This window comes from Acetobacter orleanensis (assembly GCF_001581005.1).
GTDB lineage: Bacteria > Pseudomonadota > Alphaproteobacteria > Acetobacterales > Acetobacteraceae > Acetobacter > Acetobacter orleanensis.
Window position 1 is genome coordinate 103,138 of record NZ_LHZV01000064.1, and the last position, 14,658, is coordinate 117,795.

At 58.0% G+C, this 14,658-nt stretch carries 8 protein-coding genes; 4 read left to right on the forward strand and 4 right to left on the reverse strand.

What is annotated here, in order from left to right; genetic code table 11:
• Nucleotides 1-39: 39 nt before the first annotated feature.
• Nucleotides 40-1,389 (reverse strand): hypothetical protein, encoded by a 1,350-nt coding sequence (locus tag AD949_RS09640; protein WP_048835710.1) that lies wholly within the window; start codon nucleotides 1,387-1,389, stop codon nucleotides 40-42.
• Between the two features lie 221 nt (nucleotides 1,390-1,610).
• Between AD949_RS09640 and rplM the strand changes: the two genes are divergently transcribed.
• The 3 genes from rplM to AD949_RS09655 all read left to right on the forward strand — a co-directional run bounded on the left by rplM (nucleotide 1,611) and on the right by AD949_RS09655 (nucleotide 7,934).
• Nucleotides 1,611-2,087 (forward strand): 50S ribosomal protein L13, encoded by a 477-nt coding sequence (gene rplM, locus AD949_RS09645; RefSeq protein WP_048835709.1) that lies wholly within the window; start codon nucleotides 1,611-1,613, stop codon nucleotides 2,085-2,087.
• A gap of 5 nt (nucleotides 2,088-2,092) precedes the next feature.
• Complete coding sequence (gene rpsI, locus AD949_RS09650; RefSeq protein WP_025827670.1) at nucleotides 2,093-2,578, forward strand: 30S ribosomal protein S9; 486 nt, start codon at nucleotides 2,093-2,095, stop codon at nucleotides 2,576-2,578.
• Nucleotides 2,579-2,954: 376 nt separating this feature from the next.
• Nucleotides 2,955-7,934 carry a Hint domain-containing protein gene (locus AD949_RS09655; protein ID WP_082064699.1) on the forward strand — a complete coding sequence of 1,660 codons (4,980 nt, stop codon included), beginning with the start codon at nucleotides 2,955-2,957 and terminating at the stop codon, nucleotides 7,932-7,934.
• Nucleotides 7,935-8,046: 112 nt separating this feature from the next.
• On the opposite strand, the gene AD949_RS09660 is transcribed toward AD949_RS09655, so the two are convergent.
• Nucleotides 8,047-9,612, reverse strand: a complete 1,566-nt coding sequence (locus tag AD949_RS09660; protein ID WP_048835708.1) for a S10 family peptidase — start codon at nucleotides 9,610-9,612, stop codon at nucleotides 8,047-8,049.
• Between the two features lie 151 nt (nucleotides 9,613-9,763).
• Here AD949_RS09660 and AD949_RS09665 point away from each other — a divergent pair, with 151 nt between their 5' ends.
• Entirely contained in the window at nucleotides 9,764-10,612 is an 849-nt protein-coding gene (locus AD949_RS09665; RefSeq protein ID WP_061504656.1) for a type 2 periplasmic-binding domain-containing protein, read from the forward strand.
• Between the two features lie 71 nt (nucleotides 10,613-10,683).
• Here AD949_RS09665 and AD949_RS09670 read toward each other — a convergent pair whose 3' ends face one another.
• A complete protein-coding gene (locus tag AD949_RS09670; RefSeq protein ID WP_048835039.1) occupies nucleotides 10,684-12,453 on the reverse strand; it encodes a DEAD/DEAH box helicase in 1,770 nt (589 codons plus the stop codon).
• A 114-nt stretch (nucleotides 12,454-12,567) separates the two neighbouring features.
• Nucleotides 12,568-14,424: a hypothetical protein gene (locus tag AD949_RS09675; RefSeq protein WP_306453598.1), complete on the reverse strand. Its 1,857-nt coding sequence runs from the start codon at nucleotides 14,422-14,424 to the stop codon at nucleotides 12,568-12,570.
• Nucleotides 14,425-14,658 lie beyond the last annotated feature (234 nt).

Consider the following 14,658-nt stretch of genomic DNA (forward strand, 5'->3'; position numbering starts at 1 on the left):
TCAGGGGAAAAAGGCCTGACACTGCTCTTTTTGTTGCTTTCAGGGCGCTTTAATTGTCAGGCCAATCTGCTGCGCAATCTGCGGTGCGGAGGGCAGCATGCTCAGGCTGGCGGCAATAGCCATGAGAGGCACAGGTTGCTGCGGGCGGAGCGTGAGGGTGAGCGGTCCGTTCCCCGGATGAGCCAGATAATTAGCAAGCTGGGGCATAGGGGCGTTTGGCGCACTGCCTTGCGGAACCAGACTGCTCTGGAGGGATGCCGTAAAGTCCTGCGGGGTCATGCCGCGCGTTCTGGCAAGATTTTCCAGAACCTTGGAGACAAGACCATGATCCTTGTAAGAGAGGTTCATGCTCAGCACCTGCATCTCCGCAGCACCTGCGGAGAGCATGGCGAGAGTCGTCGTCTCACTGAAGTCCCCATCCAGTGTCAGGCGGCCCATATCCGGGGCTTCGATACTGAATGTGTCAACGTGAAGTTTGTTGCTCTTATAATCATGCGTCACGTTGAGCACGAGCGAGCCCCGGAAATGGTCATAGCCCAGCGTAGGCAGCAGGGAGAGGCTAGGGACGGCAGGCCAGAGTTCCAGCCCCTGAAGGCTTGAGACTTCCTGTTCTGAAGCGTCCGAATGTGTTGCGTGGGAAGACAGTTTGGCAACACGCAGCAGAGGGCTGGTGCTGTCTATGCTCAGCGCTTCCACCTGAATATCCCGCACACCATTAAGCGGCTTGTACGGCGTGTTGTAGGTGACGCTGTTGTAAAGTCCTGCCAGATCCACACCGTCCAGCAGCAGAGATTTTGCAGCAATCTGGCGCTGCGGGGCAACGCTGGTGGCGAGCCGGAGGTCTCTGGCATCCAGATGAGAGGCTTCACCAATCCCGTAATTATCCAGCGTCAGGCTGGACGCTGTGATATCGGATTGCAGGCTGGCGATGAACCCGTGCAGTTTCCCCGCAGAGACATGCCCGATTTCCAACGTCTGGGGCGGGGTGCCGTGCTTGTCATCCCCGTTGCCCGGCAGTGTGACATCCTCCAAAGCAAGGTTATCCAGACGCACGTTGCCGGACGTGTCGGTAAACTGGAATGTATGGAAGGTGAGATGACCGATTCGTTTCGTCTCATCCCCTGCGGTGCTGACTTTGGAAATTTCCGCGTCATCCGCCGTAATGGTTTGCTGCCCCTGCCGGAAGACCAGTGCGGTGAATTTTACACTCCGCCCCAGCAGGCCGGGCCATGCCTTCTTATAAGTGAGGGAAGCATCCGGACCCAGTGTCTGACGGAAGCTGTCGATACTTTTTTCCAGCATGACATGCTCGGCGTGGCGGGCGGCCAACCAGCCAACACAGGCAAGGGCTGCAACACCAGCTACTGTAACAGGGACATGTTTCTTCACCCGGTAGGAATCCTGCTTGTTTTAACAAAGGAAGTCTTCAACGCCTTCTCCCTGTAATGCACAGGCGGGGGGTGCTGCAAGTCTGGGAACGGTATTATATTACCGTATGAAAAACTGTTGATTTTACGGGGGTGAACGCCGATTGCTCTTGACGAAGTCGGTTTGCGCCCGCATAAGGCGCCCATCTTCAAAGCCTATAGTCTTAACGGAATCACACTCTCATGAAGACCACCCTCTCGCTGAAACCCGCGGAGGTGACGAAGAACTGGATCCTGATCGATGCCGAAGGCCTCGCTCTTGGTCGTCTGGCCGTCATCATCGCGAACCGCCTGCGCGGCAAGCACAAAGCTCAGTTCACCCCGCACGTTGACTGCGGTGACCACGTTGTTGTCATCAACGCCGAGAAAGTGGCGCTGACGGGCAACAAGGCTGGCCAGAAGCTGTTCCACTACCACACGGGTTATCCCGGCGGTATCAAGACCCGCACCATTGCACAGCGTCTGGGTGGCAAAAACCCTGACCATGTTGTGGTGAAGGCTGTTGAACGCATGATCACCCGTGGTCCGCTGCAGCGCCAGCAGATGCGCAGCCTGCATGTTTATGCCGGTGCTGAGCACCCGCATGACGGCCAGCAGCCGCAGACGCTGGACGTGGCTGCCATGAATCGCAAAAACGTCGTTAACGCGCAGAAAGGCTGAGCATCATGTCTGAAACTCAGGAACGTACAGGCACGCTGGCTGATCTGAAAGACGTGGTTCCCACGGCTCCGGAAGCCCCTGTGTATGAAGTTAAACGCGATGCGCAGGGCCGCTCCTACGCAACGGGCCGTCGTAAAGACGCTGTAGCCCGCGTGTGGATCAAGCCCGGCAAAGGCGACATTACGGTTAACGGTCGTCCCGTTGGCACGTATTTCGCACGCCCCGTGCTGCGCATGCTGCTGACTCAGCCCTTTCTGGTAGCTGACCGCTACAACCAGTTCGACGTGGTTTGCACGGTCGTTGGTGGTGGTCTGTCCGGTCAGGCTGGCGCTGTTCGTCACGGTATCAGCCGCGCGCTGACGCATTACGAACCCGGCCTGCGCAGCATTCTGAAAGCTGCTGGCTTCCTGACCCGTGATTCTCGTCAGGTTGAACGTAAGAAATACGGCCGCGCCAAAGCCCGTCGTTCCTTCCAGTTCAGCAAGCGCTGATCCGGCAAGGGCGAGCAGCTTACACGCTACGCCAGAAAAAGGCGGGAGAGGGAAACCTCTCCCGCCTTTTTTGTTGCCTGACTGTTCCGCGTGGATGTTATTTTTCTAATGCCCACAATGTCAATATTAATATGACATTTAACTACCAAATATTCATTCGTTAAATAAAAATGGCATTGAGAGCAAAAAAGTCCCGTTCGTCCAGCGTCAAGATATGTTATAGCTATATAAAATTAAATAAAAGTAACTGCATGACATAAAAGAAAGAAATTATAAGGAAATCAAGATCAAATTAACGAACTGAAAAAATATGACCGTTTATATTGTATCCAGTGGTGTGGTCGCTTCTTCTGTAGTTCTCACGTCCGGAGTGGGGATGGAGGTTCTTTCCGGAGGTGTTGCCAGCAACACAACCCTGTTCTCCGGGGGGATTGAAGTGATTTCCGCTGGCGGGACGGCGGTCGAGAACAACGTGGCGGGCGGCCGTGTCCAGACGCTGGGGCTGGATAGTCATGCTTCTGTCGTGGCTGGAGAGATTGACGCTCTTGCGAGCGGCGCTGTTGTTTCCGCGGCCAATGTCACCGCACAGGGAACCATTGCGGCTATCTCCGGTGGCATTCTTTCTGGAAACACTATTGGTCTCGTGGGAACTGCTTATGCAGGTCCGGAGGGAATTGCTTCCGGCAATGTGATAGACGGAGGCTATGAAATTGTAGGCGCGGGAGGTCTCGCGCGTAATGAAACCGTTATTGAAGGTGGCCGGGTTATTGCCACAGGTGCGGGTGCGTTAGTTGATAACAGTGTTGTCAGTAATGGTCTGATTTTTGCACAGAGTGGTGCTGTTGTTTCTGGAAATCATGCCTGTTCTACCGGACAGATTAATGCCAGTTCTGGTGGTTCTGTCACCGGCAACACATTTGACGAGAACAGTATTGGTGTTGCGTTTACGGGCGGCTCTGTTTCTGCCAATAATTTTCATGGCAGTGCGCAGGCCCAGGCCAGTTCTGGTGGTTCTGTCACCGGCAACACATTTGACGAGAACAGTATTGGCTTTGCGTATACCGGCGGTTCTGTTTCCTCCAATAACTTTCAGGGCAATGCACAGGCGCAAGCTAGTTCTGGTGGCTCTGTAACAGGTAATACCTTTAACGATGACAGTATTGGTGCTGCGAATATCAGCGGCGTTGTTTCCGCCAATGATTTTCATGGCAAGGCACAGGCCCAGGCCAGTTCTGGTGGTTCTGTAACCGGCAACACTTTTGATGAGACCGGCCTTGGCATTGCGTATACTGGCGGTTTTGTTTCTTCCAATAGTTTTCATGGTAGTGCGCAGGCCCAGGCCAGTTCTGGTGGTTCTGTAACCGGCAATACATTTGATGGGACCAGTATTGGTGTTGCGTATACTGGCGGTTTTGTTTCTTCTAATAGTTTTCACGGTAGTGCGCAGGCCCAGGCCAGTTCTGGTGGTTCTGTAACCGGCAACATATTTGACGGGAACAGTATTGGCTTCGCGTATACTGGCGGCATTGTTTCTTCCAATGATTTTCATGGCAAGGCACAGGCTCAGGCCAGTTCTGGTGGCTCTGTCACTGGCAACACATTTGACGAGAACAGTGTTGGCGCTGCATTTATGGGCGGTTTTGTTTCTTCCAATAATTTTCAGGGAAAGGCACAGGTCCTAGCCAGTTCTGGAGGTTCTGTAATAAGCAACACATTTGACGGGAACAATGAAGCCTTTGCGTATACTGGCGGCATTGTTTCTGCCAATAATTTTCATGGCAATGCGCAGGCACAAGCCAGTTCTGGTGGTTCTGTCACGGGTAACCTTTTTGACGGGAGCAGTATTGGTGCCGTGTTTGCGAGCGGTCTTTTTTCTTCCAATAATTTTCATGACAATGCGCAGGCACAAGCCATTTCTGGTGGTTCTGTAACAGATAATACATTTGACGAGAAAAGTGCTGCCTTTGCGTATACGGGTGGTTTTGTTTCCTCCAATAATTTTCAGGATAATGCGCAGGGCATAGCCAGTGCCGGTGGTTCTGTCACGGGCAACCTTTTTGACGGGAACAGTATTGGTGTCGCGTTTGCGGGCGGTCTTGTTTCTGCCAATACCGTGCAGGGCATGGCACAGGCGCAGGCGAGTTCAGGTGGTATTATCGAGAATAATACACTTCTTGGTTCGGCAAAGGCGGTGGTTTTTTCTTCCGGTGTCTCTCAGAATAATATTCTGGGTGGGTCTTCCTCAGAGACCGTCTCTGCTGGTGGTCTGGCTGTTGGTGAAATTCTGCGCGATTCCGGCACGGAACTGGATGTCATTGGCGCAGGTGCCGTGGCGTCTGGCACGCAGGTTCATTCTGGAGCCAGACTGTGGGCTGGATCTTCAGGTTTTCTGTCTGCGAACATGATTTCCGGTGGAACCGAGCAGGTTGACAGTGGTGGGCAGGCTCGCGGAGATACGTTGTTGTCGGGTGCCTTTCTGGATGTGTTCGGGAGTGCCGACCACATGACGCTCGAAAACAGTATTGTGGGCGTTGAATATGGCGGCACACTGACCAATACGGAGATCACCTCTGGCTCTACTCTGGAGATGCTTGATAGTGGGACGACCACGCTTAGCAATGTATCCATCGACATTGGGGCGAAACTTCAGTCATGGAACCAGACTGATGAACCGTCCCAGTTCACCGTAAGCGGTAATCAGCTCATTATCAGCAATCAGGGTGGGCAGCAGACGAAGACCCTTACCATCAATGCCACACCGGAGCAGCTTCTTCAGGTTGCTGTGGTTGATGGGAGCACCGGTCTGTTTGAGCTGGAAGAAGGCACACCCTGTTATTGCCGTGGGACGCTGATTGCGACGGACCGGGGTGACGTGCCGGTTGAGTATCTGAAAATAGGAGATCAGATCCGCACATTGCGTCATGGGTTCCGGCCTATCCGCTGGATCGGGCGGAGGGCGTATTCCGGGCAGTTTGCCGCCGGTAACCGGGACGTGCTGCCGGTGACGTTCCGTGCGGGCTCGCTGGGCAAAAATCTGCCGCAGCAGGACCTGTCTGTCTCCCCGCTGCATGCCATGTATCTGGATGGTGTTCTGGTGCCTGCCGCAGCTCTGGTGAATGGCCGTTCCATCGTGCAGGCCAAAGCGATGGATGAAGTGGCGTATTTCCATATCGAACTGGAAAGCCATGACGTCATTTTCGCGAATGGGGCGGAATCGGAAACCTTTGTGGATGATGGCTCGCGCGGCATGTTCCATAACGCCGCGGAGTATAACCGGCTTTACCCGGACGCCGTGCAGCAGGCGGTGGCTTACTGTGCGCCGCGTGTGGAGGAAGGGGCGCGTCTGAATGCCATTCGCCGCAAGCTGAATGCGCTGACTGGCAAGGTCAGGCCGGGTAAGGGGCCGCTGGAAGGGTATCTGGACAGCGTGACACGCACCCGCCTCGCGGGCTGGGCCGTCAACCCGGAAACGCGCAAGCCGGTGCGTCTGCAAATTCTTGATCGTGGCGTGGTTCTGGGAGAAGTAGTGGCGAACCAGCCGCGTGCTGACCTTGGCCGGGATTGCGGGTTTATTTTTGAGGTTCCGGGCGGTCTCTCCCCACTGGAGAGGCATGTGCTGGAAGTGCGCCGGGTAGACGACCACAGCGTGCTGGGCAACTCGCCGTGGATGCTGGATCAGGCCGGTATGCAGCCTCTTAACGCCGTGGTCGCGTCGCGACCGGCTTCTCCGCTCAAAGGGTATGTGGATACGGTCAGCCGTGACCGTCTGGCGGGTTGGGCGTTCAGCCCGACGACACCGGATGAACCGGTTGCCCTACAGATTCTGGATAATGGCCAGCTTGTGGCGTCTGTTATCGCCAATGCGCTGCGCCCGGATGTGCGGAACGCCGGGGCATGCCCCACGGCGCAGTGCGGGTTTGATGTGCTCTTCCCGGCCATGCTTTCCCCCTTCACCCGGCATGTGCTGGAAGTGCGGCGGGAGCAGGATGGCGCGATGCTGGGTAAACCGCATGTGCTGGAACCTGTCGGTGCGTTTGACCCGGCTCTGGAAGATGCGGTGAGCCGCGCTGTGGCGTCGGTTTCCGGAACGGCGGATCAGGACCATATCCTGTCCTTCCTGTTCGGGCAGGTGGAAAAATTGGCTCAGGCCAGAGCACAGGCGGATAGCGGGCAGTATGAGCGTGATATGCGCGGGCTGCGGGCGCGGCGCGGGCTGGCGACGGCGGCTCTTCCGCCCCGGCGTCGTCTGCTGGTAATTGACAGCCTGCGGCCCGATACCGGGCGGGATGCTGGCTCCCACGCCGTGTTATCCCATATTCAGGCGTTTCAGGCGCTGGGGTATGAGGTCAGTCTGGTTGCGGCAGACCAGATGACGGGTGCGGAAACCCTGCGTGATGCGCCGGATGTGAAGGTTCTGGTTGGCCCGGTCTATCATTCGGTGGAAGATGTTCTGCGCCGTCAGGCTGGTAGTTTTGATGTGGTCTATCTGCATCGTGCGGACAATGCGACGCGCTATCTGGCTCTGGTACGGATGCACCAGAAAAAGGCCCGCGTAGTCTACAACATTGCCGATCTGCATTACCTGCGTCTTGCCAGACAAGGGCAGGTGCAGCAGCGGCCGGAAGTGCTGGCGCGTGCGCAGCGGATGAAGCTGGCGGAATATGCCACCATGCTGCAGGCGGATGTCGTGCTGACGCATTCCGTCACGGAAGCTGAACAGATCCGGGCGGATGTGCCGCAGGCCAATGTGCATGTTGTGCCCTGGGCTGTGCCGGTGCGTGGCAGGGTGCCGGGTTTTGCCAGACGCTCCGGTGTGCTGTTCCTCGGGAACTACGCCCACGCACCGAATGCGGATGCAGCCCGCTGGCTGGTGGAAGACATTATGCCACGGGTCTGGAAGCAGGATCGGTCCGTGACCTGTCTGCTGGCTGGCGCGGAAATGTCCGACAGCATTCATGCTCTGGCGCGTCGTGGTGTGGAAACGCTGGGCCGCGTGGAGGATCTGAACGCTCTGTTTGACAGGGTGCGCCTCAGCATCGCGCCGCTGCGCTTTGGCGCGGGCATCAAGGGCAAGGTGCTGGACAGCTTTGCTGCTGGCGTGCCGTGTGTGATGACGCCTGTTGCCGCGGAAGGTTTGTTGCTGCCCAAGGGGATGATGGCGGGGCTGGTGCGGGAGAACTCGGAGGATCTGGCCCAGCAGATTCTGAGCCTGCACAAACGGCCTGCCCCCCATGCCAGCCTGTGTCGGGCCGGACGCACCTTCCTGCGCGAGGGCTGGATGGAAACAGACGTGCAGCAGGCTCTGGTGGCCGCGCTTCAGCCTGTCTCGCAGGGTGTTCAGATTCTGGCAGGTTAAGCTGCCAGTCTGACAAAAGACCCCTTTGCGCGAACAGTGCGAAGGGGAAGACCTCTCCCGCAACGCAGAACGGTGCGGGAGAGGCAGTTACACTGCCCACGGTGCCAGAAAATCAGGGTGCCAAAAAGGCCTTCACATCGCGCGCCAACGCAGCGCGGCTGTCTGGGCGGGTATAGAGCATATGCCCGCCGGGATAGGTATGCAGGCCGATGCGGTTGCGGCCTACGGGGATATGTTCCGCCACCCAGCGTGCGCTGGCAAACGGGCAGGCCAGATCATAATACCCATTGGCAATAAAGATGCGCAGGGTCGGGTTTAAAGCCAGCAGGCGGCGCAGGATGGGAATCTGATGGGCCATTGGCTCACCGTCTCCCCGGAAGTCCCAGGCGGCATTCACCTTCATGCTGAGCAATTCGTAAGACAGGTCGGTCCGGTAGTTTAATGTTTTTGCCGCATAACTCTCAAATGCGCTGCCATAGGCACGGCCAAAGCCGGAGAGGGTCGGGTCTGGGCTGTCTCCATTATCCACACCTTCGGGGAACGGGTCCGCAATGGAGACGGTGGCGTCATACAGCGTATAGAGCCGTCCATCGCGGCTGCGGACATCGTGCGCCATGGGCTGCGGCTGGCCGCGTTCCTTGGTAATCACGTCCTGCGGCAGGCCGGTGTGGGTGGCAACCTCTTCGTAAAAATCACGCGCCGCATCGCCCGTGGGCGGGGTGTTGGCTAGTGTGGAAAGATACGGGCCGAGTGCATAATGGTAGGCTTCATCCAACTGATGTGCCGCTGTTTCCGGCGCCAGCTTGTGCTGCATGGCCAGTTTGGCGGCTTCAAAAGATGGCAGCGTGAGGGCTGAGGCCAGAATGCTGTTCCCGGTGTCCAGAAGCCCCATATCCAGTGCGGGAGAAATCATGATGATGCCGTTCACCATCAGATTCTGTTGCCGCGCCAGTGACTCCGCCACCTCAATGGCGCGGATGCCGCCGTAGCTTTCCCCTACCAGATAGCGCGGGGAGGTCAGGCGGCCATTGGTGTCGGCCCAGAGCTGAATGGTTTTGGCAAAGGCTCTGGCATCCTGTTTGACGCCATAGAAGGTTTTGTCCGCTGTTTTCGGGTCTGTCGGGGTGGACCAGCCGGTGCCGGGGGCGTCAATAAACACCATGTCGGTATCCGGCAGCCAGCTATCCGGGTTGATGCCGAGGCGGGCATTGGCACCATCGGTCGGGTTGCCTGCCGGGAAGGTGAGTGCTGTGGGACCAGCGGCACCCAGATGCAAATAGGCCGTGGCACCGCCGGGTCCGCCATTGAAGAAGTAGGAAACCGGGCGCTTTGCCGGGTCTGCGCCATCCTGCGTGTAGGCCACATAGAACATGCGCGCGGTGGGTTTGCCTGCGTCATCCCGCAGTACAAGAGTGCCAGCCCGCGCGGTATAGGTGAGCTTGTGGCCGGAAAACGTATCCGTGTGGTGGGTTACCGCATCATCCGGCAGTAGGGCCGCGGCTCCGGTAAACGGTGTGGTCGCTGCTTTTGGTGCTTCAGGGTGGGTCGTAGTGGTTGGCGGGGTGGAAGGGGCAGCGTATACCGGGGCGGCAGACAGGCAAAGGGCGGTCGCAAAAGCAAGTGCTGCTCTATTTTGAAGCCTGCGTGTGTGTTTGCAGAGTAAAAAAGGCTTGATCATCTGAGTTTAGTCTCCAAACACAAAAGAAGATACGAAGGTATGAAAACAAGTCTGACCTGTTGTGGCAGGATTGGCTATTTTTTGACAAATTTTTTTGTCTAAAACAGACCCATCTTCCTGATGATGATCGGGAACTATGGAAGGAATATTTATGCGGTTCATTCGGAAAATCGCCGTTATGAGTTTGCCTCTTGCAACGGCTCTCGTCTCATCCACGGCCGCCTATGCAGATCCTTGCGCCTCCCTTTCCTCCTGCGCACAGCAGCAGGTGCAGCAGGGAGTGGAGAATACGCGGAACGCCGTCAAGACTGATGCCAACCAATTTTCATCCAATCTGAAAAATGCTGGCCAATCCGTGCAGGATCAGGCGAAGGAACGCTGGAACAACGCCAGCGAGGAAACCCGCAAGAAGTGGGCAGCGCAAGGCGATAAGCTGACCAAGGCTGAGCAGAACGCCAAGGACAAGTGGAATAACGCCAGCGAGGAAACCCGCAAGAAATGGGCAGCGCAAGGCGACAAGCTGACCAAGGCTGAGCAGAACGCCAAGGACAAGTGGAACAACGCCAGCGAGGAAACTCGTAAGAAGTGGGCAGCGCAGGGCGACAAGCTGACCAAGGTTGAGCAGAACGCCAAGGACAAGTGGAACAACGCCAGCGAGGAAACTCGTAAGAAGTGGGCAGCGCAGGGCGACAAGCTGACCAAGGCTGAGCAGAACGCCAAGGACAAGTGGAACAACGCCAGCGAGGAAACCCGCAAGAAGTGGGCAGCGCAAGGCGACAAGCTGACCAAGGCCGAGCAGAACGCCAAGGACAAGTGGAACAACGCCAGCGAAGAAACCCGCAAGAAGTGGGAAGCGCAACGTGACAGCGTGACCAATGCGGGCAAGACTGCTCAGGACAAATGGAATAATGCCGGGCAGAATGTGAAAAACGCTTGGAAAAATCAGAAAGACCGCATCAATTCTGACTGGAAAGACGCCACGACACTCCCGAAGCTCTAAGTCGCGTCCCTCTTAGACAAGAAAAAGGCCCCTTCCTTTCGGGAGGGGCCTTTTTTGTGCGTCTGAGATGCTCAGAAGCTTTTGCGTTTGCGGCTGCTGGACGGACCGCTTTTGCTAAAGCCACCGCCACCGCTCTTGCGAGGCGGACGGCCAGCACCACCCGGACCACCCGCAGAGCGGGGCGGACGACCGCTATCCCGGCTGGCACCACCACGCGGCGGAGCGGAGGGTTCGACTGTGATTTCATCAGCATCGGCACCGGCGGCGCAGGACTGGAAGCGCTCGGCTTTATCCTGTGCAATTTCTACCAGTGTGTGGTCCGGCTGAATGCGGATGGCCCCAATATCCTGTTTGCGGATACCGCCCAGACGGCAGAGCATCGGCACCAGCCATTTCGGGTCAGCGCGGTCTTCACGCCCAACAGAGAGACGGAACCATGTGCCCGGCTCACGCGGGCCACGGCTCTCACCGTCTTCATCGTCCCGACGGGTGCGTTCACGCGGGGCTTTTTTGACAGAGCCCGGAGAAATAACACGTACGCTGGTGGGTTCCGGCAGATTTGCGCGCCACATGGCAATCAGAGCCGCGGCAAGCTGATCAGCCGAATGGGCTGCTGTCAGCTTGGTAATCAGCTCATGCATGCTGCCAGCTTCCGGCACGGTAATGGAGAGTTCCGGGGCGGACAGAAGGCGTTCCGCGTCAGCTTTGGCGATATCGTCCGGCGTCGGGGCACCGCCCCATTCGGCCGTAACTTTCGCGCCTTCCAGCAAGCGTTCAGCCAGCCGTCTGCGTGAGGGCGGAACCAGCAGCACACAGGTGCCCTTGCGCCCGGCGCGCCCAGTGCGGCCTGAACGGTGCAGCAGGGTTGCGGGGTTGGACGGCAGGCTTGCGTGAATGACCAGACCGAGGTCCGGAATATCAATACCGCGGGCCGCAACGTCGGTAGCAACACAGACGCGGGCCTGACCATGGCGCAGGCTTTCAATGGCGCGGCTGCGTTCGTTCTGCCCGAGGTCACCGGAAATGGCGACGGAGGAGAAGCCACGCTGCGTCAGAATACCCTGCAACTGCCGCACGGCTTCACGCGTATGGCAGAAGACGATGGCGGTGGGGGATTCCATCTGGCGCAGAACGTTGACGATGGTGTTTGCCATGTCAGACTGGTCCGTCAGAATGGCGCGATAGGTAATGTCCGTATGCGGGGCGCTGCCGGTTTGCGTATCAATACGCAGGGCGTCCGTCTGGTAACGGCGGGCCAGATTGGCAATGTCCCGCGCAATGGTGGCGGAGAACAGCAGGGTGCGGCGTTCTGGCGGGGCGGCTTTCAGCAGGGTTTCCAGCTCATCCCGGAAGCCGAGGTCAAGCATTTCATCCGCTTCATCTAGCACCACGGCGCGCAGGCTGGACAGCTTGAGCTGCCCGCGGGAGAGATGGTCACACAGGCGGCCCGGTGTGCCGACAACAATATGGCAGCCCGCGTTCAGCGCACGGGCTTCCACCCGCGGCTCCATCCCGCCAACGCAGGAAACAATGCGCGCACCGCTGGAGGCGTACAGCCATTCCAGCTCGTTCCGCACCTGCAGGGCGAGTTCACGCGTGGGGGCAATCACCAGCGCCAGCGGCGCGCCCGGTGCGGGGCAGCGGCCATTGTCATCCAGCAGGGTGTTCGCCATGGCCAGACCGAAGGCGACGGTCTTACCGGAGCCAGTGCGGGCTGAAACAAGAAGATCCCGCCCTTCGGCGTCAGGAGCCAGAACGGCGGCCTGAACCGGGGTTGCGGATTCGTACCCGCGAGCGGCAAGAGCGCTTGCAAGAGAGGCGGGGGCATTCTGAAAAGGCATTCTACTTTAGGTCCAGGCAACAAGATGTATGGGGGGATAAAGGTTCCCCGCATAATGGCCAGAGGCCTGGCCGGAGAACTTTTGCCCTGAGCGCTTATTGGTAAGCGTGGTGTGTTACTGGAACGGCAGATAGCGGAAGTCCAGAAATATCTGACTCATGCTTGTATCCGGACCACCGCCCTGACCCTTCCACGCATCCCTGCGGGAGTAGGCAAGCTGGGCGCCGGCTTCCACCGTTCCGTAATGACCTTTAAAGAAGCGGTACCATGCGCCCACGGTTGCTTCCATCACGCTGCGGGTGTTGGCCGTGCAGCCCAGAGTGGAGAGTTCCGTCTCACACCCGAGGTTGGAATAGTTCGGGTTTCCGTAGCCATACGCGCCGCCGCCATAGTTGGAATAGCGGCGTCCGGCCTCCTGATACCCAAAGAAACCATATACATCCACACGCTGGGTAGGATGCGCGATAATCCCGCCAGTGGCCTGAATGGAGGGGATGGGGGCCACGTCGCCATCAGCTTTCAGCGTGGCGTCGGGCAGCAGCACGGAGCCGTAGCGGCCTATGCCGACCCCGGCCAGACCGGCCAGACGCATTTCTACCGTGTGCGGCACAAGTGGCAGCACCATGGAGCCACCGCCGCCGCCAGCAATGGCGGTATTGTTGTGGCCCTGCCCGAGGGACGCTACCCGGTCATGCGGGAAATGCAGGATGCCCACGGCTTCATAATGGCCCCAGCGCGGGTCCCACGCCACTTTGCCGATCACATCCGGCGCAATTTCGTTAGAGAACGGGGCGTTGTTCGTCAGCCCGGTACCGTTGCTGCTGATAGTGGCTGTTTTGCCATTGGGCAGTGTGACGGTGCCATCGGCGTTGGCAAAGCCGGTCGTGTCATACAGCGTGGCGGAGTTTTCAATAGAAAGCCCGAGCCATAGGCGGTGCTGGAGAAAATCCTTCACAAACCGGAACTGGAGCTGCCGCGCCCATGTCTGACCAGCCAGCATAGAGGACTCGATGGTTTCCGGCAGACTTTCCTGACGAGGCACAATACCGATACGGCCCGGCGTGAGCATGCTCCATGCCTGACCAGCGAGGAAATGGAAGTCCAGATCACTATTATCATACGCCAGATAGGCCTGCCGCATACGGAAGGCATAGCTGTTGCTTTCATAGGCGTCGGTCGTCGCGGCACCTGCCCCGAAATCCATTTCAAAAAAGCCGGAAATGGTGGAGTGCGTATCGACGTTCCCGCGCGCCATGAGCGAGATGCGGCTATAGCGCGCGCTGCCTTCAAAATTGTTGGTATGGTAGCGGGACTCGTTGGGATACGGCATGTCCTGCCAGTAGTTGAAGGTGCCGGAGGGTACGTGGCGGTTTTCCACCACGGCGGAGGCATCCAGAAAGCCGCCCAAAATGAGGGTGACCGGCCCCATATGGAACACGCCGTGGTCACCCAGCGCACCAGCCGCCTGCGCGCCAGCGGTTTCACGCGCATGCGGGCCAACACTGTTTTCGGCAATGCGGGAAATCATGTCTTCCGCGCGGTGGCCAACCACAGCCTCGACATCCGGGTGGTCATCCCGCCCGGAGAATACAGGTTGCGCGTCCGGTCCCGTGCCATGCCGTCTGATGTGACGCGGCACGGTCATGGCGGTTGTCGTGGTATCGGCGGATTCAATGCCTACGCCGCCTGCTCCGCTCTCCGGTGGCAAGCCCGGATGCTCGCCACCCAGCCCACCTGTGCTGTTACGGGCCGTGGTAAGTGTATGGTGGCGACTACCGTCCGCCACGGATTTTGTGGCAGAACCGCCGCCATGCCCCAGAGCGGCCCGGTGGGCGGCAATCTGCTTTTGCATGCCAACCAGCGCTTTCTGGAGTGCTTTCTGCTGCTCCTGAATCTGCGCCATCTGGTGTTCCAGCGCCTCCAGAGAGGCCGTTTCATCTTCCGCGGCGTAGGCTGTGGCGGAAAGCTGCATGCAGAGCAGTCCTGTCGCCAGTATAGTGCCAACACTAAGCCGTATGCGCATCTGGCGAGATGCCTGCATGGGCAGAAGAGAAAAGGTGGCCATGTCTTTAAATATTATCTCCGGGGCGGATGAGGTCATTGCTTGAAACCATTTTGCCAAGCCTTGCGTAAAGATTATTTTTTTAAAAAATAATTTCAGCACGACTTGCTTCCGCGTTATGAGCACGGCCTCTTTTTAACCAAG